Here is a 22,689-nt window from a genome sequence, read left to right on the forward strand (position 1 = left end):
ATGACTTCTGAACCCATCATCGACGGCGTGGGGTTGAACCTGACGGACATGGTTCCGGGCAACATCGACCAGCTTGCCGGCATCTTGAACTGGTACCGGGAGATCGGCTGCAGCCACGTGGAGTTGACTGCGCGCCGGCTGGACTTCGTTGTCGGCGGACGGCTGAACGTCCCCCGGACAGAGAAAGTTGCAGCCATCGTGGCAGAGGCCGGTCTTGTCCCCGTGCTGCATGCCAACCACGCAATCAACCTGATGCATCCGGTTGACGCGGATCTGCACGAGGCGGCGGCAGCGGCCTCGATCGCTGCCTGTGAACGGCTGGGAGCCGGCTCGATGGTGTTGCACCCGGGCGTATTGCCGCGCGATCTGCATATCGCAGAAGGTGAGGCCCGACGCACGCTGGAGCGGGATCGCCTGCGGCGGCTCGGCGACCTGGCCGGCAAGGCCGGGGTCAGACTGGCGATGGAGAACCTGATCGGCGGGCCGGAAACGCCCTGGGTCGCCTATAGCGCCGATCCGGTGATGCTTGCGACCCAGCTCGACGCCGTCGCCCATGACCATGTCGGAGCCTGTCTTGATTTCGGGCATGGCTGGCTGTCGTCCCATGCAATGGGCTTCGACTACCTCGCCGCCCTGGAAACCCTGTCCCCCTTCGTCTGGCATCTGCATCTGCACGACAACTTCGGTCGCCGCGGCAACACCGGCGATCCGGGTGACGATGCAACACTCGGCCTTGGAGACATGCACGCCCCGATGTTCATGGGGTCCATCCCCTGGGCGAAATTGCTGCCGAAAATGCGGTTTAGGCCGCAGACCTTTGGCGGAATTGAACTGAACGGACGCTTCCGGAGCGAAGCGGCAACAGTGGTTTCAACCGCCTACGCAATCGCAGCCCACGTCAATACCGGGGCAGAGCTCTTGAACCCCTACAGGGACGCTTTCAAATGACAATCATCGCCACTGGTTTCAACACGGGCGACGCAGCGGGTTCTGTAGCCACGCTTGCAACCAAACTCGCTCATCTGGCCGAAATAGGCGCAACCGGTGCCGAAATCACGGCAACGGGTCTGGATGCCGTGGTGGCCTGCCGCCTGATCCCGTCGCAAGTCGCCGCCGTGCGCGCGGCCATGGCCTTGCACGATCTCGCGTATTCGATGCATGCCCCGATCGCCATCAACCTGATGGATGAAGCACACCGTGACCTGCAGCGCCGCGCCGCGCTGGTTTCAATGGAGCTTGCTGCGGAGATCGGCGCACGGGTGGTGGTCCTGCATCCGGGCCGCTGCACCCCGCTCGACTGGGTAAACCGGCGCGCGGAGCTTCTGGCCTTCGAGCGCGAGTTGCTGGCAGAAGTCGCCGACCGGGCGCAAGCCCTCGGCGTGCGCATCGCCTATGAGAATATTTCTCCCAACGCCCGAGTGATCGACGGTCTGGAAACATCCTATTCGCTTGATCCCGCGCAACTGGCCGAGCAACTGGAAGCGCTGAACCATCCTGCTGTGGTGGCCTGCCTGGACATCAGTCATGCGCAGCAGGGGGCAACGCTCTGGGGCTTCGACATGATCGCAGCCTGCCTGCGGCTGGCGCCGCATATCGGCCACATCCACTATTCCGACAGCACTGGCTGGCCCGCAACCATCGCAAGCCGCCACATGGGCGAGGCGCATTTCTTCGGCCTGGGTGACATGCACGCGCCCCCCGGCTTCGGCCTTGTGGATTTTGCGGCGCTGGAGGCTCAACTGACCGTCCTGCCCGACACGCGCATCGTGATCGAGATCAAGTCAAACTTCAAAGTCCATAGCGAAGCCTCAACCCTTGCCGCAGCGCAGGGGTTTGCCGCCGCCGTCAATGCCCGTCAGATGAAGGCAAATGCCACTATCAAGACCGGGGCAAGCGCATGACAACCGGGACCGCAGACCGCGTGGTGGTCGTCGTCTTCGACGGGCTCCGTCCCGACATGATCGCGGGAAGAATGCCTGTGCTGGAGGCGTTCGGACAATCGGGCGTGGTGTTCACGGGCGCAAGGTCTGTGTTTCCTTCGGTCACGCGCGTGGCGACAAGTTCGATCGGCTCCGGCCATTGGCCGCGCATGCATGGAATTGTCGGCAATTCGATGCATCAGCCACAGGTGATCCAGGGCCGGGCCCTGGACACATCCGGCTTCGAACATCTCACCCTTGCGCGGGAGGCCTGGGGACGGGTCGTCGCTCCGCAGACCCTTGGCGAAGCGTTGGCAGCGGCAGGCAGGAAGATGGCCGTTGTCCACTCAGGATCATCCGGATCTGCCTATCTCTGCAACCCGGAAGTCACGGCAAACAAAGGCCACTGGACCTTCTCGATCCACGGCACCGGCCACACGCAAACCCCCGATGCCGTTGACAAGGCACAGAACCTGCATGGTCCGCTGCCGAAAGGCGGCACCCCCAAACATGACCAGCTGGCCTATGCTGCCGAAGTTGCTTTGACCAGCCTGAATACCGCCGACAGTCCGGATGTCCTGGTGGTCTGGCTTTGCGAACCCGACAGCACCTGGCACAGTCACGGTCTGGGGTCAGATGAGGCCAACGCGGTGCTGGCGTCAGCTGATGCTGCCTTCTCCCGCATCCTTGATGCGGCAACCCAAGGACCGCGCGGCACGGCTACGGCGGTGATGGCCGTGTCCGACCATGGCCAGATCACCACGACCGGCCTGTTCGAGATCGAGGCCTTGTTGCGCGAAGACGGCTTCGACGCGCGGGTACGTCCCGAGACCGACACCGCTGTTGCCCTCACACTTGGCAACAGCGGCGAACTGCGCTGCCTGCGGGAAGAGGCGACCATCGCGCCGGAACTGGCCAAATGGCTCATGCAGCGCCCGGAGATCGGCATGGTGTTTGCGCGCGACAATCTGCTGCCCATTGTTGCCGGCGCCTTTCCGCTCTCCCTGGTGAACCTTGATCATGCCCGGGCTCCTTCGCTGTTCTACGTGATGTCGTCGGATACAGGCCCGGATCGGTTCGGTCTGCCGGGGCGCGGTTTGATGACGGGCGGAGTTGCAGTGGGCGGTGGCATGCATGGCGGCCTCAATCGCCACGAGATGGCAACGGTCCTGAACCTGCGCCTGCCCGGAGGGCCTGCCGGGGTTCGCGACGATCAGCCATGTGCCTTGCCGGACATTGCGCCAACCATCCTTGACTTGCTGGGACTGCCGAAAGGAGCGATGTCCGGACATCCTCTGACGCTCGATGGATCGCTGTCCGCGATCGAGGTTGACCGGCAGACAGCCGTAAGCGGCGACTTTGCGCAGGTACTGGAACGGCGGCGAACAGCTGGCGCCTGGGTGCTGGATCACGGCGGGCGCGCATAAACGGTTGCACACGTGTGGGGCCAGCTCAACGCCGTGACGTTTGCATGGAACCGGATGAACCTCTGGCACCTGCGCCTGCAGCAGCACCGCTCCCTATCGGGGCGGTGCCTCGGCCGAAACCCCGGAACAGGCTGCCAACAACCACGCGCGTGCGTCCTTGCTGACCCGCGCTTCGAGGGTTGACCGGACCCTGGCATGATAGGTGTCGAGCCAGTCGATCTCTGTCCGGGTCAGGCTGGAGAGATCGAACATGTCGGTCTGGATCGGAGCAAGGGTCAGGGTCTGGAACTCGAGAAAGCCGTCCTCGGCCTCGCGGATCTCGAAGAGGTTCTCGATGCGGATGCCATATTCACCAGCCACGTAGTGCCCTGGCTCTATGGACAGGACCATGCCCGGCTGCAGGTCGACCGGATTGTAGGGCCGGCCGATGCGCTGCGGCTGTTCATGCACGGACAGGCGATGACCGATGCCATGGCCAGTGCCGTGGTCGTAGTCGAGACCGAGGTCCCAGAGCGGCCGGCGGCAGATCGCGTCGAGATGATGCCCCTGCGTGCCCCTGGGAAATCGGGCCGTGGCGAGTGCATGAAACGCCTGGAACACGGCGGTATAGGCACGGCGGTACTGAGGCGAGACCGGGCCAAAGGCATAGCTGCGGGTAGCGTCAGTTGTTCCGGTCAGATACTGGCCGCCGCTATCAAGCAGGTACGTCCCCTCCGGCGCGATGCGTCCCTGAGTGGCCGGATCGGCGGAATAGTGGCACATGGCGGCATTGCTGCCTGCAGCGGAAATCGTGCGGAAGCTCTCGGAGAGAAATCCCGGCTGCTGCTGACGGAAGGCGAGGATGGCGTCTTCTGCCTCCAGTTCCGTGATCGGATGGCCGGCCTTTGCCCGCTCCGGCACCATCCTGGACAGCCAGGCGCCGAACTCGACCCAGGCCGCCCCATCGGCGACGTGACAATCGCGCAGGCCCTCCAGTTCGGTCCGGTTCTTGACGGCCTTTTCCAGGGTCATGGCGCTGGGCCGTGCGATCACGCTCGCGCCGGCCTCGTTGATCAGGAGCGAGACGGCGACCGGCGAGAAGTCTGGGTCAATGGCAATCCGGTCTGCGGAGCTAAAGCGCTCGCGCAGGAGCGGCAGAAATGCCGGCATTGGATGCACATGGACCCAGTCCGGGAGACTGTCGGCAAGACCTTCCTCGAACTTCGTCCGGTCGACGAACCAGTTGGCCATGCCGTCCCGGCCAAGCGTCAGGAAGGACTGCGGCATGGGATTGAAGCGGACGTCGTCACCGCGGACGTTGAGGAACCAGGCGATGTTGTCCGGCTGGGTCTCAACGTGATGACTGGCGCCGATCCGGGCCATTTCGCCCAGCAGCCAGTCGCGCTTTTCCAGGGTCGAGCGGCCGGCGAACTGCAGTGGAAAGCTCGAAATGCGGCCCTGCGGCGGTGCCGGCTGATGGGTCCAGATCCTGTCAACGAGATTGCCCTCGGTCATGACCATCCGGACGGCGACGGGTATCAGCGCGGCGTCATAGCGGGCCAGCCAGGCGGGCGGCAGCAGCATGGCATCATAGCCGACACGCCAGCCGGGCAACGCGATCTCCGCCAGCCAGTGTTCCGGTGGCTGGGTGTGCAGATGCAGGCGTTCGATGCCGTGGCCGCCGCATTGCCGCGCGGCCTGGACGGTGTAGCGGCCATCGACGAACAAGGCCGTCCGGTCATGCGTCAGGATGGCAACGCCGGCCGATCCGGTAAAGCCGGTCAGGTAGGCCAGCCGCTCGTCATGCGGGGCGATGTATTCGCCCTGGTGCGCATCGAAGCGGGGCACGATCAAGGCATCGAGCCCGCAATTGGTCATCTCCTGGCGCAGGGCGGCAAGGCGGGCGGCAATGGAGGGCAAGTCAAAGACGTTCATTTGCAATCTCTTCGATGTGATGACAGGCGGCCGCACCGCCGGCGGCAAGCGGTCGCAGCGCCGGCACTTCGGCGGAACACCGGGGCGAGCGGTGCGGGCAGCGGACGTGGAAGGCACAGCCGCCGGGCACGTCCAGCGGCGAAGGGAGCTCTCCTTCAAGCTGGGTGCGGTTGCCGCGCTCGGCGGGATCGAGCGACGGGGCCGCCGACAGCAGCGCGCGGGAATAGGGATGCACCGGATCCTTGAACAGCGTCTCGCTGTCACCAATCTCGACGATCCGGCCGAGATAGATCACCGCCACCCGGTGCGAGATATGGCGCACCAGACGCAGGTCATGCGCCACGAACAGGATCGTCAGGTCGAGCCGCGCCTGCAGGTCCAGAAGCAGGTTGACGATCTGCGCCTGGACCGAGACATCCAGCGCCGAGACGAGTTCGTCGGCGATCAGGATCTCGGGCTCGACGGCAAGGGCGCGGGCAATGGCGATCCGCTGGCGCTGGCCGCCAGAAAACGCATGCGGCAGCTTGTGGGCGGCATCCTGCGGCAGGCGGACGAGATCGAGAAGCTCGGCCACACGGGCGGGGACATCGCCTGCCGGGCAGATCCGGTGCACCCGCAGCGCTTCGGCCAGGATCTCGCCGGTGGTCATGCGCGGGTTGAGGGACGAATACGGGTCCTGGAACATCATCTGGACACGGCGGTTGAAGCGCCGGTCATGACGCTGGTCCGGGGCAAAGATGTCCTGGCCGTGAAAATGGATCGAGCCGCCGGTCGGCGCGTTGAGCCGGACGATGCAGCGCCCCAGTGTCGACTTGCCACACCCGGATTCGCCCACGACGCCAAGCGTTTCCCCGCGCCGCAGGGTCAGCGTGACGCCGTTGAGGGCGTTGACCTGACGGACAGGCGCACGCCGGATGAGATCGACAAGGCTGCGCGCGACGGGAAACGACAGGCGCAGGTCGCGGATTTCAAGCACGGGATCACTCATGCCGCAGTCGCTCCCTCGGCCGGACGGATTTCACAGCGGAAACAGGCAGCCCTGCGGCCATCGCCGAAGCTGGCAAGGTCCGGGCGGCTGGCGGCGCAGGACGCTTCGCGGACCGGGCAACGCGGCTCGAAGGCGCAGCCCGGCGGCAGGTGCAACAGGCCGGGCGGGGTTCCGGGGATCGTGTAAAGCCGGCTGCGTGGTGCAACGTCCTGCGGCACCGAGCGCATCAGGCCAATGGTGTAGGGATGGAGCGGCGCCCGCAGAACATCGCGCACGCTGCCCTCCTCCACCACCCGGCCGGCATACATGACCGCGACCCGGTCGCAGGTCTGCGCCACAACGCCAAGATCATGGGTGACCAGAATGACGCCCATGTCGAAATCACGGGCAAGCGCCAGAATGAGGTCGAGGATCTGGGCCTGAATGGTCACGTCAAGCGCGGTCGTCGGCTCGTCGGCGAGCAGCAGGCGTGGACCTGCGGCAAGGGCAATCGCGATCATCACCCGCTGCCGCATGCCGCCGGAAAACTGATGCGGGTAGTTGTCGAGGCGGGATGCCGCCGCCGGGATGCCGACCATGTCCAGCATCTCGATCGCCCGCGCCTTGCGCTCGCTGCGCGACAGGGACGTGTGAGCCTTGAGGCTTTCCGTGATCTGCAGGCCGACCGGCAGCAGCGGGTTGAGCGCGGTCATCGGTTCCTGGAAGATCATGGCGATCTCCCTGCCCCGCACGCGGCGCAAGGCAGGTTCATTCAACGCAAGAAGATCCAGTCCCTTCCAGCGGACCGACCCCTCGATCTGGCCATAGCGGCGGGTGAGACCCAGGATCGAGCGCAGCGTCACGCTCTTGCCGGAGCCGCTTTCGCCGACCAGACCGAGCACCTCGCCGGGGGCCAGGGAGAAGCTGACATCGCGCACGGCGGGCAGCGTGGCGGCCCCGACCGGGAACGTGACCGAGAGGTTGGAGACCTCAAGCCGGGGTGTTGCATCGTGTGTCATGGTCATCCCCGCGGCCGCAGAAGATCGGCAAGTCCATCGCCGATGAGGGAAAAGCCGAAGCCTGTCAGCACGATGGCAATGCCCGGCATCAGGCTGAGCCACCAGGCGGTGGTGACGAAGTTGCGCCCCTCGGCAATCAGCACGCCCCATTCGGCCTGTGGCGGCTGCGCGCCAAGACCGAGATAGCCGAGGGAGCTGCCAAGCAGGATGGCGAGCGCCATGTCGGTCATCCAGTAGACGATGACAGGGGTGATCGCGTTGGGAAGCAGGTGGCGGAAGATGATGCGCAGGTCGGAATAGCCCATGACGATGCCGGCTGCGGCGTAGTCGCTGGTCTTCTGCGAGATGATTTCGGCCCGCATCAGCCGGGCATAGTAGACCCAGCCGACCAGCGTGATGGCGATGTACATGTTGACGAGGCCAGGCCCCAGCACCGCGACCACGGCAATGACAAGGACGAGGAACGGGAATGTGATGATCGCATCGACAAACCGGCCGAAGATGATGTCGGCCAGGCCGCGGTAATAGCCGACCAGCGCCCCGACCACGACGCCAATGACGAGCGCAAAGACGGTGGCGAGCACCGCCATCTGCATGTTGACCGAATAGGCCCAGATCACGCGCGAGAAGGCATCACGGCCGAGCATGTCGGTTCCGAAGGGATGCGCGAGGCTCGGCGGCTGGCGCATGGCCGCGACATTGATCGTGTTGGGATCATGCGGAGCAAAGAAGCCGGGGAACAGCGCCAACAGCGTCGACAGGGCAATGATGCCCACGCCGACCATCAGCCCGGGTTTGGCGAGGGCAGCGCGCAGAAGTTCGCGGCTGCGGCTTGATCGTGTCGGCGGAACGGGAGCGGAAACAGGGGAAGCCGGTGTCATGACAGGCGGAGTCTCGGATCAAGCCAGCTCTGGATCAGGTCGGTCATCAGGAAGACCAGCGTGACCAGCACGGCGAAGGTAAGGGTGAGGCCCTGGATCAAGGCATAGTCGCGGCCAAATATGGCATCGAGCATCAGCCGCCCGACGCCCGGGACGCCGAAGACAGTCTCCGTGACAAGCGTTCCGCTCATCAGGTTGCCGATGGAAAGGCCCAGCAGCGTGATCGTGGAGATGAGGGCGTTGCGCAGTACGTGACGCCCAAGGACAAGACGCAGCGGCAGGCCCTTGGCACGGGCGAATTGCACGTATTCCGCATCGAGCACCTCGATGATGGCGGCGCGCAGGTTCCGCATAAGGATCGCGGAGGTGTAGAGCGCCACGGTCATGGCTGGCAGGAACAGGTGATAGAGGTTGTCGGCCAGCCCCTTGCCATAGCCGCCGACCGGAAAGAGCCGCAGCTGCGCGGCCAGAAACGTCAGCAGCAACAGGCCGATGTAGAACACCGGCATCGACAGCCCGACCTGGAACACGGCGCGGATGACGGTGTCGGGCCAGCGGCCGCGATTGAGGGCGGCGACGAAGGCGAGCGGTCCGGCGATCAGCACGGCCAGCGACACGGAATAGACCGTGAGAAAGATCGTTGCCGGAAGGCGCGACAGGATCACGTCCCAGACCGGAGCCCGCAGCATCAGGGAGGTGCCGAGATTGCCGCTGAGGACCGAGCTGACGAACAACATGAACTGTGTGGCCAGCGGCGCGTTGAGGCCGAGCCGTTCCCGGAAAGCTGCCAGCTCGGCATCGGAGGCCTTATCGCCGAGCAAGGCAATCGCCGGATCGCCCGGCAAGAGCCGGACCAGCAGGAAAATGATGACCATGACCAGAAGAAAGGTCGGCACCAGCAGCAGAAGCCGGTTCAGGAGATATCGAAGGGGAGCCATTGACGTTCCATGGATGGGGTCGGACGAGGGGCACCCGGCCGGGTCCGGCGGACCGGGACCGGCCGGGTGCAAGCCGGACCCTCAGCGCTGCAGGGATGCTTCCTCGAAGACATTGGCCCCGAGCGGCGTCTGCACGTAGCCGGTCACTTTCGCCGACAGGGCGACGGCAAAGGGCGTCTCGTACATGAACAGGAGCGGTGCCTCTTCCGCGTAGATTTCCTGCATGCGACGGAAGTGCGCGGCGCGGCGTTCGGGATCCATCTCGGCGGCCGCCGTGTCATAGAGTTCGTTGAACTCCTTGTTTTCCCAGCCCGTGCCGACCGCCTTTGCCGTGGGCGTATGGCCAAGCCAGCCAACGACCTGGCTCGGGTCGGCAATGTCATCCACCCAGCCGTAGGTGTGGATGTCGAACTCGCCGGAGCGGTTCTTGGCGCCGCGCGTCGGGCTGTCGACCTGTTCGGCGACAAGCTCGACGCCAACGGCGGTCCACATCTGCTGCAGGGCGGCGAACACGGTGGCATCATCCGCCGAGCCGGCAAGCGTGGTGAGCTTGATCTTGGTGCCAGCGGCAAAGCCGGCCTCCTGCATCAGTTCCATCGCCTTGACCGGGTCATAGCCGTAGAGCGGGTCGGTCTTAACGGCCATGGGGGTTGAGGAGGACATCAGCGGCGACGTCATCGGCGCGCCCGCACCATGCAGGACGAGACTGACCAGCGCTTCCTTGTTGGTCGCGTAATTCAGCGCCTGCCGCACCCGCTTGTCGGCCAGCGGATTGGGCGTCCCGTCAGCCCGCGTGGCCCGGGTGTTGATCGGCGAATAGATGATGCGGGTGGAGGGGAACAGCTCCATCTTCAGGTTGGGATCGGTGCCAAGCTCGGCAATGCGGGCGAAGGGGATGAACTCCGCGATGTCCACTTCGCCGGCCTGAAGCTTGAGGATGCGGGTGGCGTCGTCCGGGATGATCTGGAACTCGACGCCTTCAAGATAGGGCAAAGGCTTCCCGTCCGCGCCGGACTTCCAGTAGTAGGGATTGGCCTTGAACGACATCGAGGCGCCCTGCTCGAAGCCGCTGAGGTAGAACGGGCCTGATCCCGCCCCCGGACCACCGGCTGCAAACAGCGCCGCCGACTTCTCCTGATCGGTTGCGCCGGGGGCCTTTTCAAAGGCTGCGCGCGAGACGATGGCCGTGTTGAAGGTGGCCAGCATCGACAGGATTGTCGGGTCCGGCCGCGACAGGGTGATCGTCACCTTGGCCCCCTCCCCGGTCACGCCGGAGATCGCGCCGAGCAGCCCGGCCCAGGGCGAAAGGTCTGGATTGCGGGCCCGATCCAGCGAGAACACCACATCGGCAGCGGTGACCGGGCTTCCATCCGAAAAACGAATGCCATCGCGCAAGGTGATGTCGATCGTCTTGCCATCGCTGGACTGGCTGAAGCTTGTCGCCAGTGCACCCGTGAGGCCGGATCCGTCCCGCGCGCGCTCCAAGAGCGTGCTGTACAGGCTGCCGACCATCCAGATGTCCGGATTGCGTTCGGCATAAATCGGATCGACCAGCTTTGAGCCGTCGTAACGCGCAAACTTCAGAGTGCCGCCACGCTCTTGCGCCGCCAGCGGTCCCGTCAGGGCGAGCGCGAGCGTTGCCGCAACCGCAGCCGCAAACATAGTTTTCTTCATGTGTTCTCCTCCCAGAGTGTCTCGTCGAGACGAGGGGAACACTAGGTGAGTGCTGCCGAAAATTGAAGTGAAAATTATAGTCAGGCTTCAAATATATAAAATACCCCATCTCCACGCAGGACCGGCGCAAGACATAGGATTTATCTATATGTTTTTTATAATCTTTTCCCCGGGCCGCTCGATCGACAAGGCCTGAACAGCGTTTGCGGCAGCCAAACAATCGGCCTATACCGGAACCAGATCGAACAACCGGTACTTTCCAGTTCGAGAGGACAAATGACGTTGCCACCTCACCCTCCTGCCCCGCACCTAACTCAGCCAGGGACAGGGCCGGAGTTCGGGAAAACGATCCGTAAGCGTCGCAAGGCGCTTGGAAAGACACTGGAGGCTGTCGCGCAGGAAACGCAGCTGACCATCGGTTTCTTGTCGCAGGTCGAACGCGGGGTCAGCAGCCCCTCGCTCTCCTCCTTCATGCGCATCGCGTCGGCGCTCCAGACGACGATGGAAGAGCTGCTGAGCATGCCCGAGCCCTTTTGCGAGTTCTCCCCGCGGGAAGGACGCTCAACCTATCGGCTGGGGGAGGCAGGAAAGCTCTACGAAAAACTCGGGCCCGGATTTGCGGGCGCGTTGAACTATCCCAGCATCATTCATCGTGTCCCCGGCCATGTCTCCGAAAAGATGTGCCATGACGGCGAGGCCTTCCTGTATCTTCTGGACGGACAGCTCGAGTACCACCTTGGCGACCAGGTCTACATCCTCGGGCCCGGCGACAGCATTCACCACGACACGCGCACGCTGCATTATTCACGCGTGCTCGGCGACACGGATTCCGTCGAGCTTTGGGTCAGTTCACGTCCCAATCGCCCGGCCCCGCCTTCACAGCCGCGCCGGGACCCCGCAAAAGATAGGCCCAGGACGCCCAGATCCCCCGACAAGAAGGGCCGATAAGCCCCTATTGTGCCAGCCGCTTGAGCGGTCCGGCGCGCCTCAGGCCGGAACAGCGCTGAGGTCGATCATCCGCGGGCTGGTGATGACTGTCCCCGGCGCCGTGATGTGGTGAAGCCAGTAGACGTAAGGCTCAGCCGACAGCGGCGGCTCGCCGGTCCAGCCAAGGCCGGGAGCATACTGGAATGCCGGACTGCCGGCGACGGCGGCGAAATGTCCGGCGTGCGTCGTGATCAGGGGCCGATGCACATGGCCTGTGAGCAGGCGCAGATGTCCCTTGAACCCTGAAATCAGCCGCGTGAACTCCTGCCGCCCTGTCAGCAAGGTCATGGCATCCCAGGACGGGCTCGCCAGATCAAAAGGCGGGTGATGCAGCATCAGGAAGGTGACGGCACTGTCCGTCTGTGCCCGGGCAGTCTCGTCGGCCAGCCGATCGGCGAGCCAGTCGAGCCGGGCAGCACATAGTTCGCCCTCGACAGCACCAGGAATGATCGTATCGAGACCGATGACGCGGATGCCCTTGTGGATCAGGTCGAAGTTGAGGAACGGGCCTTCAGCAAAGGGAATGCTATCCGCGAAGGCCGCCCGCATCGGCGCACGGCGATCATGATTGCCCGGGACGACAAGAACCGGAGCCGAGAACCGCGTCAGCATCTCTTTCGCTAGCGCATAGTCTTCCGCCGTGCCGCAGTCTGTCAGATCACCGGAAATCAGCACGAGATCCGGCTGCGGCGTCAGACGCGCAGCATCTGCCAGGACACGTTCCACGGCCGCAACGGTGTCTTGGCGTGGATGGGTGCTTTCCTTTTCGCCCGCGAAAAGATGAAAGTCGGAAAAGTGGAGGATGTACATATGTGGGGGTATCTTCTTGTCAGCGGCCAATGCGGGAGAGGACATCGGCCTTCAAGAACCGCTCGATGACCAGCATGAATCCGACTGAGGGGATCAGCAGGATCAGCGCGGTAATCGCCGCGATCTGGTAATTGCCGCCCATGCTGGCATTGAACATCAGGATCGGCAGGGTTGCGATGTCCGGCGCACCGACGAAATAGGTGCCGGTGAACTCGTCGATACTGTCGAGAAAGACGAAGATCGACGCGGCCATCAGCCCGGGAAACGCCTGCGGCAGCGTGATGTCGCGGAAGGTGCGCAAGGGGCCGGCACCCAGGTTGCGTGCGGCTTCCTCCATGCTGCGATCAACGGCCGAAAACGCCGCCGTCGCAATCCAGACCGCATAAACAAGGCCTGGCAGCGAGTGCACCAGCACGACACCGAACAGCGTGCCGTTGAGCCCGAAGTTGTAGAAAATGGCGGCAATGTTGACGAAAATCGGCAGCGACGGGAAGGCCTGGGGAAGCAGAAAGATCAGCATGATCAGACTGCGGGCCGGCAAGGCCAGCCGCGCCAGCGCATAGCCGGCAGGCACCGACAGCGCCATCGACAGGCCAACCGTCGCAACCGCGATCGAGACCGAGTTCCACAAGGACTCCCATGCCCCGGCGCGCGGCCGGAAAACCCGGCCCCAGAACTCGAAGCCCCAGCGGGTCGGCCACTGGTTTGGATAGAACCATTGCTCGGCAAAGGCCCAGATGACGAGATTGGCCAGCGGTCCGAAGACAACAAAGGCGACAAGGCCCATTGCGATTGCAAGGCCCATGGCCGAGCCGGCGCTGCGTAGAGTTGCAGACAGGTTGCTCATGGGTTCGCCTTCTCTTTCAGGCTCATGCGAAGGTAAGCCCAGGCAGCCGCAGCGGTCAGCAAATAGGAGAACAATCCGAGCGCATTGGCGACGGCATAGTCTCCGTAATAGGTGACCCTGTGCGCCATCATCGCGGTCATCATCGTCGGATTGCCTGAGATCAGCATCACAGGGACAGAGAGAACCGACAGAAGGGTCACCAGCGACAGGACCAGCGCCACGAACAATTGCGGACGCACCTGCGGCAACACGATTTCGAACAGGCACCGCAGGCGGCTGGCACCCAGGTTTCGGGCAGCTTCAATGGTGGAACGATCAAGCGAGGCCATCGCCCCGGCCAGCAGCAGGGTGACGAAGGGCACCTGCTTCCAGGCGAAGGTCAGCACCAGTCCGCGCCAGTCCAGCAGGCTTTGTGCAGCAGCAGCGTCGAGAACCCCCGCATCGGCCAGAAGCGTGTTCAGCATGCCGTTGCGGGCCAGGAACGAGCGCGCCGTCTGACCGGCAACGATAAAGGGAATGAACAACGGCCAGCGGTACATCCAGCGCAACAGCGGCACCGCCCATCGGCTCTGGCCGAGCGTCAGATAGCCGGCAATGGCAATGGAGGTCGCGGCGATCAGCGCCAGAGATGCCAGCGTGACAAGGATCGAGAAGAGAATGTCAGCGCCGTAAAACTCCAGCGCCTTCTCCAGATTGGCGAAGGTAAAAGTGCCGTCTGCTCCGACGAATGCCGTCACAAGCGACCGCACAAGCGGGGCGGCATAGAGTAGACCGATGGCCGTCAGCGCCGGCGCGACGAGCAGCAGCCCCGGGAGCATGCCCGAAAGGCGGCGACTGGCGGATCCCGGCACAGGATCCGGAGGGGTCTGCCGGGCATCGGCGGACGTCGTTGCAGTCATGTCCGTATTGTCCTGTTTGCCGGCGCCTCCAAACCCTGGCGGCCGGCCTGTCATCGACAGCAAGAACCCAGTCCGGCAACTGGCCGGACCGGGTGGTTTACGCCTTACTTGGCGACGTTCTTTTCGTAGGCTTCGAGGATCGCTGCGAAATATTTCGCCTGCGGCATGGACCAGCCACGCTCGGCCAAGGTTTCCGGCGCGACGTCCGCGAACAGACGGTTCCACTCGGCGTCGGTAAGTTCCGACTTCACGTTCTGCGGGTCAATGCCCGGGAACCAGTTGAAGCGGCGGACAATGCCTTCGGCCTGCACAGCCGGGCTGGTTGCGAAGGCGATGAATTCCTTTGCAAGGTCAGCCTGTGCAGCCTTGGCCGGCACCGCATAGTACATCGGCTGGCCCGGCATGCCCGGTGACAGGATCATCAGCTTCAGGTTGGGGTTCAGGCGGCCGTCGGCAACCCAGGTGTAGAACATGTCCATCCACACCGGACCCATGGCGATTTCACCGCGGTTCATGGCATCCAGCGTGCCGGCATTGCCCGGGGTCATCACGACGCTCTGGTTGAAGTCGCGCAGCGACGCCAAAGCCGGCGTCCATTTATCGGCAGCGCCGTCCACCCACGGTCCATTGCGGATTTCGTCGGCCATATCGGAGAAGGCATACATCCAGCCGAACACGAAGCCAACGCCGGCCATGCCACCGGTGATGCCGTTGTAACCGAACTTGCCCGGGTTCTCTTTCACCCACTTGGCCAGTTCTTCATAGGACTGCGGCGGGGTTGCGATGACATCCGGATTGTAGGCGATCGCAATCTGGCTGTGGAACATCGGCATGACATAGCCGGACACGTTCACGCCGAGTGCGTTTTCCGCCGTCTCGCGGGTGACCAGCTTGGACGTGGCCAGTCCGTCACGGTAATTTGCCAGCAAACCATCCTGAACCATCTGCCCGGCCATGCGCTGATGCACGACGGCAACATCCACGTCCCAGACCCCCTTGTCCTTCTGGGCGTTGATCTTTTCAAAGATAGCCTGGCTGCCGCCGTCGCCGGGGCCAGTGCCAACCGCACGGACGGTGACGCCAGGATGAGCTTCCTCGAACTTCGGACCGAGGTAGTCGTTGATATAGTCCACCATGTTGGTGTCGCCGGCGGTGACCACGTTCAGGGTCTGGGCAGAGACGCTGGTGGCAAGGGCCGAGGCTGCCAGCAGGCTGGCAAATGCTATCCTGATATTCATGACTGTCTTCCCTTAGGTCCAAGTGCTGGAGAGTTAGTGCCTGATCCCCTGGAGCAGGCGGGTGTTGGCGTCGAAGCTCATCAGCATCGACGCCGGAACGGAAAGAAGGGCATCGTCGCCAGGCGAAACGGGACGCGCCGAGCAGGCCGAGAGGCTTTCGCCTGCAACGTCGATGCCGACCTGATAGCCACCGCCGGCGTAGGCACAGGTCGTGACCTTGCCCTTCCGGGCAAGTGCCGGAGCATCCGGATGCTCCATATCGTCAGTGAACACGCGTGCATCTTCGGTGCGGAACCCGACCAGGGTCGCCCCTTGGGCTGCCGGATCATCCGGCGCGACGGCCAGGACATTGTCGACCCCGAGAAACTGCGCTGCACCGAGGTCTGCCGGCGCGCTGTAAAGATCTTCCGGGCCGGCCACCTGAACAATCTGGCCATCTCGCATCAGGACGATACGGTCGGCCATGGCGAGCGCCTCGTCCTGGTCATGGGTCACCATGATGGTGGTGATGCCGACTTTCTGCTGCAGGCGACGCAGTTCGCCGCGCAGGCTGCGGCGGATCGAGGCATCGAGATTAGACAGCGGCTCATCCAGAAGCAGCAAAGGCGGATCGATGATCAGGGCGCGGCCAAGCGCCACGCGCTGGCGCTGCCCGCCCGACAGGCTGGTCACCGCACGCGGGCCATAACCCTCAAGCCCCAGAAGCGACAGGATGGCATTTGCGCGTTTCTCCCGTTCGGCCTTCGGGAGACCACGCAACTTGAGCGGATAGGTCAGGTTCCCCGCTACGCTCATATGTGGCCACAGGGCATAGGACTGGAACACCATCGCCGTTTGACGGGCCTCTGGCGCCAGCGTTGCGATCGAGTTCCCTCCCACCTTGATGTCGCCCGCCGCAAGCGGAGCGAACCCGGCAATCGAGCGCAGCAGGGTGGTCTTGCCACAGCCCGAGGGCCCGAGCAGACAGGTGAAGCTGCCGGCCGGCACCTCCAGCGAGATGCGGTCGAGTACAAGGGTCTTTCCAAGGCGAATGGACACCCCTTCCAGCGACAGCGCTTCCGTTCCCATGACTTCCTCCGATTGAACGCGCGTGCAATCTATGTTCGATGGATGACAGTTTCATGTCAAAGACTTTTGCATTCAGCCGGTTTTTGTGCGATGCAGAAGCCGCACGCGATTTCAAACCTGGCGGAGAAATGATGCGCGTCACAGCCGATGATGTTGCGGAAGCGGCGGGTGTCTCCCGCGCGATGGTGTCACGCGCCTTCACCGAAGGCGCCCCCATCGCCGCCCGCAAGCGCGCGCATGTACTGGCTGTCGCCGCGACACTGGGCTACAGGCCCAACCGCATCGCCCGTGGCCTCACCGGAAGCCAGACGGGTCTGATTGCCCTCGTCGTTGGCGCAGTCTCCCGCCCCTATGAAGCCTGGCTGCTGGAAACGCTGAGCCGCGAAATCCGGACGGCACGCTACTGGCCGCTGCTGCTGCAGGTTCAGCCGGGTGACGAACTAAACAACGCCCTCGAGGATGCTCTTGCCTATCAGGTGGATGGAGCCATTGTCGCGGCCGGGTCCGTCAGCCCGGCACTGGCCGAACGATGCCGCTCTTCCGGCGCCCCGATCGTCATGGTCGGCCGCGTGCTTCCTGGCGATGATACCGATGCAGTGTGCTGCGACAACCGGTTGGGCCTCGAACTTTTGGTCGATCATCTGACGCGGTCCGGCCGCAAACGGCTCGCCTGGATTGGCGGAACCCCGGACACTTTCTCCAACATCGAGCGGCAGAACGGTCTGATGGAGGCCCTTGATCGACGCGGGCTGAACCTGCTCGCGGCGCGGACCGGCGACTATTCTGTCGACAGCGGCCTTGCGCAAGCGCTTGCGCTGCTGACTGCACCGGACAAGCCGGATGCGATCCTGTGTGGCAATGACGCAATGGCCCTCGGTGCCATCGCAGCCGCGCGGCGCCTTGGCCTGACCGTCCCAAGGGATGTTGCCATTGCCGGTTTCGACGACATCCCGGCCGCCGCCTGGGAACCGTACCAGTTGACGACTATCCGCAATCCGGTCCTCGAAACGTCACGCGAAGCCCTGCGCCTGCTGACAAAACGCATTCAAAATGACGTGGCCTCATCGTCCGACGTCCCCGCCCGCACAGCAGAAATCGTCCGCCTCGCACCGGAACTGGTTATTCGCCAGAGCGCGTGAGCTTGTTCTCGGACGCCCGCGCCCCTTGCGTGACATGAACCGGCTCGCATCGCCTTCTCCGCGCGGTCGGTCCTCAGGCAGCAACCGCCGCGTCGAGACGGGCAAGGCCCGACTTCAGCGCTGCGATGCAGGCAGGGTCGAAAGCAGATCCGGCCTCCCTGTCGAGGATCGCAAGCGCTTCGGCGATTGGCATCGGGCCGCGATAGGGCCGCGCTGCGGTCAGGGCATCGAACACATCCGCGACCGTCAGGATCCGGGCCTCGAGACAGACTTCGTCGCCCTTCAGGCCGCGCGGATAGCCCTTGCCATCGAGACGTTCGTGGTGTGCGCCAGCGACCGAGGCAATATCCGCAAAGGCGGACACGCGGGCCAGAATGGTCTCGCTTGCCTGCGGATGCGCACGCACGGCGCTCCATTCGGCATCGTCGAGCTTGCCGGGCTTGTCGAGCACCTGGTTGCTGACGCCGAGCTTGCCGAGATCATGCAGGAGCGCGGCGCGGCGCAGCCAGCGCCGGTGATCGGCCCCCAGCCCAAGCTCTTCGGCGATCAGATCGGTGTAGAGCGTGACGCGGTTGGAATGATCGGAGGTGTAGGGGCTCTTGGCGTCGACGACATCCGAAAAGGCTTCGGCGATTTCATCAAGGTAGTCGGCATCCACCGGCTGCGACCGGCGGGCCGGCTCCATCGCAAACACCAGCTCCGGCAGGTCGGTCCGGTTGAGGTCTTGCCAGAATTGCGGGTCCTCACTGGCCTTGGCGAAAGCCGCGGCGATGGCAGGGGCAAACCACGATCCCGACCGCGCCTCGATTTCCCGCAAGGCCGCATCACGGCCCTGCTCCAGCTGGAAGACATCGGCGACCTGCGCCAGAAGGGCAATGGCCGAGGCGACCGGCACCTGATCGCCCTTCAGGCCCAGCGGCTTGCCCGCCCCGTCATGATGCTCGTCGAGGCTGCGGATACCGTCCTGGACAGCGGCGGAGAAACGCATCTTGGCAGCGATGTCAGCACCGCGATGGCACCGCGTCTCGATCAGATCGCGGACGATCTCGCCGCCATTCTGCAGGATATGGACGATGGCCCGGATCCGCTCCGACAGGCCGGATTTCAATCCGGTCTTGCGGAACACAAAGCGCAGCGCAGAGCTGAGAGAGCCATCGATGATCTTGAAATCGCGCTTGAAGCTGATGTCATCGGCCAGGTAGAGCTCGCAGATGCGCGCGGCATTGCTACTGCACCCGAGGTCTTTCAGGAGCAGCGTGTAATAGAGATCCGCCAGTGCGTCCTGCGACAGGCCGAGCTGGGCCCCCACCGCCATGCCGATGTAGCAGCAGCGGATGCAATGCCCCTCCGGCTGGCCTTCCGTCATGTCGAGGGCGTAGCTGAGCGATCCCAGCAGTTCGGCCAGGGCAAAGGTTTGCGGACGCGCCGCGTTGACCTGTTGCAGATAATGACTGTTGACCATGACACCCACCTTTTGTGGTTGCTTTTACCAATCGGCCTTTAAAGTCAGGTGAACTGGCAGCTGGGCATGGTGTTTCCTTGCGGCACGTCTGATACAAATCAAGGCATCGCCTGCCGCAAGGAGATATTGGCAGCTGTGGAGGCCACCCATGGACGTCACCCTGTTGCTCGAATACCTGGACGAGGGCCGGCTTGCAGCCCTGTTCGGACTTGTCACCGGACTGACCTTCGGCGTTGCTGCACAAAGGTCTTCATTTTGCCTGCGTGCCGCGACCGTCGAATTCGCCCGCGGGCAACTCGGACCACGCATGGCGGTCTGGCTCCTGACCTTTTCGGCAGCCCTGGTCCTGGTTCAGGGAGCCGAGATGCTGGGCCTGTTCGACAGCGGCGAGGCGCGCATGATGGCGGTGACCGGTTCCTGGTCCGGCGCGATCATTGGCGGGCTGTTGTTCGGTGCGGGCATGGTGCTGGCGCGCGGCTGTTCCGGACGCCTGCTGGTTCTGGCCGCAACGGGCAATCTTCGTTCGCTGGTGTCCGGTCTGGTTTTTGCCGTGGTCGCGCAAATGTCGCTGTTTGGACTGCTTGCCCCGCTGCGGCAATGGCTGGCCGGATTGTGGGTAACGCCCGGGGGGCAGAATGTCGATTTGCTGGCAAGCCTGTCCCTGCCCTCCTGGAGCGGACTGGCACTTGGCGGCGTCACGGCCATCATCGCCTTGCGCATTGCCCGACAGAACAGTCTCGGCTGGGCCAACCTCCTGTTTGCGCCCATCATCGGCTTTGCCATCGCGCTTGGCTGGGTGCTGACCTATTCGCTGGCACAGGTTTCATTCGAACCGCAAACCGTGACATCTGCGACATTCTCCGGTCCTTCGGCCAATACGCTGATGTTCTTCCTGGAGGATTCCTCTGTCTTGGGGTTCGACGTCGGACTGGTGCCCGGCGTCTTCATCGGGGCCTTCCTGTCCTCGCTCGTCGGGCGGCAGTTCCAGTTCCAGGGCTTCGAGGGCGAGAGCCAGATGCGCCGCTCCCTGACCGGAGCAGCGCTGATGGGCTTTGGCGCGATGCTCGCAGGCGGTTGCGCCATCGGGGCAGGCGTGACGGGCGGCTCAATCTTCGTGGCCACCGCCTGGCTGGCGCTGACCGCCATGTGGGTCGGTGCCGTGATCACCGATGCGCTGGTCGATCAACGTGCGATCCGGCAAGCTGGCGTCGCCGCGCAATAGGCTGGCGTTGCGGTTGACCGCCTGTGGTCAGGCCTGTGGTTCAAAGCGATAGGCAGCCCCGTCCCGGACGACGCGGCCAATCCCGCCCTCCGGAAGGTGGAAGCCGATGAGCCGGGTGTTCGCCGAGGCAAGCTGATCCATCAGAGCAAGGCGTGTTTTTGCCGCCAGCGCCGGATCCTGATCCGAGCCGGACAGGCTGCCGGGAAAAGCAAAGGCCATGTGATGGTTGCCGATGGCATCACCGACGACCAGCACCGGGCCCTCCGGCGTGTCGATCTCGAAGGCAAGGTGGCCGGGCGTGTGTCCTGGGGTGAGCCGGGCGGTCACGCCGTCGACCGGCTTGTCGTCGTTGCCAAGCAGCTTGATGCTGTCGGCGATGACGGCGAGGCGGCGCGCGGCACCAACTGCGAACGTGCTGCGCTCTGCGCCGATGCTGTTCACCGTCTCGGGATTGGTCCAGTAGGCGAATTCCTGTTCGCCCATCAGGAAGTTGGCATTGGGGAACAGCGGTTCATCGAACTCATCGAGCAGCCCCCACAGATGATCGGGATGGCCATGCGTGAACACCACGTGGGTGACGTCCTCGACAGACAGGCCAAGCGTTCCGAGCGCTTCCGGCAGCTTGCCGGCCGTCGACTGGAAGTCCTGCCCGGCTCCGACATCGAACAGAACAGTGTTGGTTCCATCGCGCAGCAGGGTGACGTTGCAGGGCGGTGCAAGCGTGTCGCCAGCGAGGTTGAACTCTTTCTTGAGCCTTTCAACGTCGGCGGCAGGCAGTTCTGAGAAGATGAAGCCCTGGGGGAGAACCAGATTTCCGTCAGAAACCGTGTCGAGCGTGATGTTGCCGGCCTTCAAGGTCGTGGTCGCCCAAGTTCTCCAGGCGGGCAGCGACAGGCAGGACGCTGTGGCAGACAGGATGAAGTGGCGGCGAGTCAGCATCTGGAACTCCAAAAAAGAAACCGGGCACCTTTGCGAGGGTGCCCGGCAGTGGGGAGGAACGGTCAGCCGAACATGTCGGCGGTGATGCCCGCATACCAGCCAAGCGACTCCTCGTAGGTTGCCTTGCGCAGAGCGGCATCCTCGCCGGTCTGGCTGATGAAGCTCGTCACCGAGGCGATCTTTTCCGGCGTCGGTTCGTAGGAAGCACCAACCTTGACGCCATCGTCAGGCGCGATCAGCGACCAGCAGGTGTTGGAGTATTTGGCCGGGAAGACCTTCGAGCCAGTCAGCTCGGCGCGGATGACCATCGATGCGACCTTGGCCTGCGAGTTGGCCGAGAAGCCGGACTTGGGCATGTCGCCCTGGGCCGTACTGTCGCCCAGCACCCAGATGTTCTTGTCCATTTTGGACTGCATCGTCGCGGGATCGACAGGCGCCCAGCCAGCGTCATTGGTGACGCCTGCCACCTTGGCGATGGCACCGGCCATCTGGGCGGGGATCACGTTGCAGACGTCGACCTTCTGGACTTCACCGTCAACGACGACCTCCATGGTCTTCGGCCGCACCTCGACCTTGTCGCCGCCGAACTCCGGTCCGATCCATTGGACCATGCCGTCATAGTGCTTTGCCCAGCCTTCCTCGAACAGGGCCTGCTTCGAGTACTTGTCCTTGGGGTCGAAGATCAGGATCTTGGCGGTCGGGTTCTTCTGCGACAAGAGATGAGCCACCATGCTGATGCGCTCATAGGGGCCAGGAGGGCAACGATACGGGTTCGGCGGGGCCACCATTGCGAAGGTGCCGCCGGCTGGCATTGCCTCGATCATCTTTTTCAGCAACTGCGTCTGCGGGCCGGCCTTGTAGGCATGCGGTATGACCTCGGCGTCGGCAACGCTCCAGCCAGGAACGGCACCTTCCTTGAAGTCGATCCCAGGCGACAGAACGAGCTTGTCATAGGAGAGCACCGTGCCGCCGGCCAGGGTGACGGTGCGGGCGTCTCTGTCGACGGCCGTTGCACGGTCGTTGATGACAGTCACGCCGCCACCCGCCAGCTTGTCGTAGCCATGCTGGAGGCTTTCGAAATCCCGGAACCCGCCGATGTAGAGGTTGGAAAAGAAGCAGGTTGTGTAGATCGGATTGGCTTCGACCAGCGTGACGTCGATGGCGCCCTTGCTGTCCTTCGCGAGATAGCGGGCGGCGGTTGCGCCTCCGGCACCACCGCCGATGATGACAACCTTCGGCTTTGCCTGACCGAACACCATGGGCGCATAGAGCACCCCGGCTGCGGCCACACTCGATGCAAGAAAGCTTCTGCGATTCAGTGTCATGGGCTGTTCCTCCG

At 63.8% G+C, this 22,689-nt stretch carries 20 protein-coding genes; 6 read left to right on the plus strand and 14 right to left on the minus strand.

The window, feature by feature from the left end:
* From C8348_RS06390 to C8348_RS06400, 3 genes are read left to right on the plus strand one after another with little or no spacing between them, the layout of a single operon-like run.
* Positions 1–948: a sugar phosphate isomerase/epimerase family protein gene (locus C8348_RS06390; RefSeq protein WP_106752470.1), complete on the plus strand. Its 948-nt coding sequence runs from the start codon at positions 1–3 to the stop codon at positions 946–948.
* The gene (locus C8348_RS06395) at positions 945–1,901 is read left to right on the plus strand and encodes a sugar phosphate isomerase/epimerase family protein (protein WP_106752471.1); all 957 of its coding nucleotides are present in this window, start codon (positions 945–947) and stop codon (positions 1,899–1,901) included. The genes C8348_RS06390 and C8348_RS06395 overlap by 4 nt, the downstream gene beginning before the upstream one ends.
* A complete protein-coding gene (locus C8348_RS06400; RefSeq protein WP_106752472.1) occupies positions 1,898–3,346 on the plus strand; it encodes an alkaline phosphatase family protein in 1,449 nt (482 codons plus the stop codon). The genes C8348_RS06395 and C8348_RS06400 overlap by 4 nt, the downstream gene beginning before the upstream one ends.
* Before the next feature lie 93 nt (positions 3,347–3,439).
* Here the strand turns inward: C8348_RS06400 and C8348_RS06405 are convergent, their stop codons facing one another.
* From C8348_RS06405 to C8348_RS06430, 6 genes are all read right to left on the minus strand, one after another.
* Complete coding sequence (locus C8348_RS06405) at positions 3,440–5,260, minus strand: aminopeptidase P family protein (protein WP_106752473.1); 1,821 nt, start codon at positions 5,258–5,260, stop codon at positions 3,440–3,442.
* Positions 5,247–6,248: an ABC transporter ATP-binding protein gene (locus C8348_RS06410; protein ID WP_106752474.1), complete on the minus strand. Its 1,002-nt coding sequence runs from the start codon at positions 6,246–6,248 to the stop codon at positions 5,247–5,249. Before C8348_RS06410 ends, C8348_RS06405 begins: the two co-directional genes overlap by 14 nt.
* Positions 6,245–7,246: an ABC transporter ATP-binding protein gene (locus C8348_RS06415; RefSeq protein WP_208983605.1), complete on the minus strand. Its 1,002-nt coding sequence runs from the start codon at positions 7,244–7,246 to the stop codon at positions 6,245–6,247. Before C8348_RS06415 ends, C8348_RS06410 begins: the two co-directional genes overlap by 4 nt.
* Positions 7,247–7,248: 2 nt before the next feature.
* Positions 7,249–8,127 (minus strand): ABC transporter permease, encoded by an 879-nt coding sequence (locus tag C8348_RS06420; protein WP_106752477.1) that lies wholly within the window; start codon positions 8,125–8,127, stop codon positions 7,249–7,251.
* A complete protein-coding gene (locus C8348_RS06425; protein WP_106752480.1) occupies positions 8,124–9,065 on the minus strand; it encodes an ABC transporter permease in 942 nt (313 codons plus the stop codon). Before C8348_RS06425 ends, C8348_RS06420 begins: the two co-directional genes overlap by 4 nt.
* A gap of 81 nt (positions 9,066–9,146) precedes the next feature.
* Complete coding sequence (locus tag C8348_RS06430) at positions 9,147–10,739, minus strand: ABC transporter substrate-binding protein (RefSeq protein WP_106752481.1); 1,593 nt, start codon at positions 10,737–10,739, stop codon at positions 9,147–9,149.
* Between the two features lie 276 nt (positions 10,740–11,015).
* On the opposite strand from C8348_RS06430, the gene C8348_RS06435 reads away from it, so the two are divergent.
* Entirely contained in the window at positions 11,016–11,687 is a 672-nt protein-coding gene (locus C8348_RS06435; RefSeq protein WP_106752483.1) for a helix-turn-helix domain-containing protein, read from the plus strand.
* Positions 11,688–11,726: 39 nt separating this feature from the next.
* Here the strand turns inward: C8348_RS06435 and C8348_RS06440 are convergent, their stop codons facing one another.
* The 5 genes from C8348_RS06440 to C8348_RS06460 form a co-directional block, all read right to left on the minus strand.
* A complete protein-coding gene (locus tag C8348_RS06440) occupies positions 11,727–12,536 on the minus strand; it encodes a metallophosphoesterase (RefSeq protein WP_157950395.1) in 810 nt (269 codons plus the stop codon).
* Positions 12,537–12,555: 19 nt separating this feature from the next.
* Positions 12,556–13,383 carry an ABC transporter permease gene (locus tag C8348_RS06445; RefSeq protein WP_106752485.1) on the minus strand — a complete coding sequence of 276 codons (828 nt, stop codon included), beginning with the start codon at positions 13,381–13,383 and terminating at the stop codon, positions 12,556–12,558.
* Complete coding sequence (locus C8348_RS06450) at positions 13,380–14,282, minus strand: ABC transporter permease (RefSeq protein WP_106752487.1); 903 nt, start codon at positions 14,280–14,282, stop codon at positions 13,380–13,382. The genes C8348_RS06445 and C8348_RS06450 overlap by 4 nt, the downstream gene beginning before the upstream one ends.
* Before the next feature lie 104 nt (positions 14,283–14,386).
* Positions 14,387–15,520 carry an ABC transporter substrate-binding protein gene (locus C8348_RS06455; RefSeq protein ID WP_106752488.1) on the minus strand — a complete coding sequence of 378 codons (1,134 nt, stop codon included), beginning with the start codon at positions 15,518–15,520 and terminating at the stop codon, positions 14,387–14,389.
* A 33-nt stretch (positions 15,521–15,553) separates the two neighbouring features.
* Positions 15,554–16,588 carry an ABC transporter ATP-binding protein gene (locus C8348_RS06460; protein WP_106752490.1) on the minus strand — a complete coding sequence of 345 codons (1,035 nt, stop codon included), beginning with the start codon at positions 16,586–16,588 and terminating at the stop codon, positions 15,554–15,556.
* Positions 16,589–16,719: 131 nt separating this feature from the next.
* Here C8348_RS06460 and C8348_RS06465 point away from each other — a divergent pair, with 131 nt between their 5' ends.
* On the plus strand, positions 16,720–17,727 hold the full coding sequence (locus tag C8348_RS06465; protein WP_106752840.1) for a LacI family DNA-binding transcriptional regulator: 1,008 nt from the start codon (positions 16,720–16,722) through the stop codon (positions 17,725–17,727).
* 73 nt (positions 17,728–17,800) lie between these two features.
* Here the strand turns inward: C8348_RS06465 and C8348_RS06470 are convergent, their stop codons facing one another.
* Complete coding sequence (locus C8348_RS06470; RefSeq protein ID WP_106752492.1) at positions 17,801–19,189, minus strand: HD-GYP domain-containing protein; 1,389 nt, start codon at positions 19,187–19,189, stop codon at positions 17,801–17,803.
* 148 nt (positions 19,190–19,337) lie between these two features.
* On the opposite strand from C8348_RS06470, the gene C8348_RS06475 reads away from it, so the two are divergent.
* The gene (locus C8348_RS06475) at positions 19,338–20,411 is read left to right on the plus strand and encodes a YeeE/YedE family protein (RefSeq protein ID WP_106752493.1); all 1,074 of its coding nucleotides are present in this window, start codon (positions 19,338–19,340) and stop codon (positions 20,409–20,411) included.
* Between the two features lie 27 nt (positions 20,412–20,438).
* Here C8348_RS06475 and C8348_RS06480 read toward each other — a convergent pair whose 3' ends face one another.
* Together C8348_RS06480 and C8348_RS06485 are read right to left on the minus strand one after the other, a co-directional pair.
* On the minus strand, positions 20,439–21,350 hold the full coding sequence (locus tag C8348_RS06480; RefSeq protein ID WP_106752495.1) for an MBL fold metallo-hydrolase: 912 nt from the start codon (positions 21,348–21,350) through the stop codon (positions 20,439–20,441).
* Positions 21,351–21,412: 62 nt separating this feature from the next.
* Positions 21,413–22,675: an NAD(P)/FAD-dependent oxidoreductase gene (locus tag C8348_RS06485; protein ID WP_106752841.1), complete on the minus strand. Its 1,263-nt coding sequence runs from the start codon at positions 22,673–22,675 to the stop codon at positions 21,413–21,415.
* Between the last annotated feature and the right edge of the window lie 14 nt (positions 22,676–22,689).

It is taken from the genome of Pannonibacter carbonis (assembly GCF_003012935.1).
Taxonomy (GTDB): Bacteria; Pseudomonadota; Alphaproteobacteria; order Rhizobiales; family Stappiaceae; genus Pannonibacter; species Pannonibacter carbonis.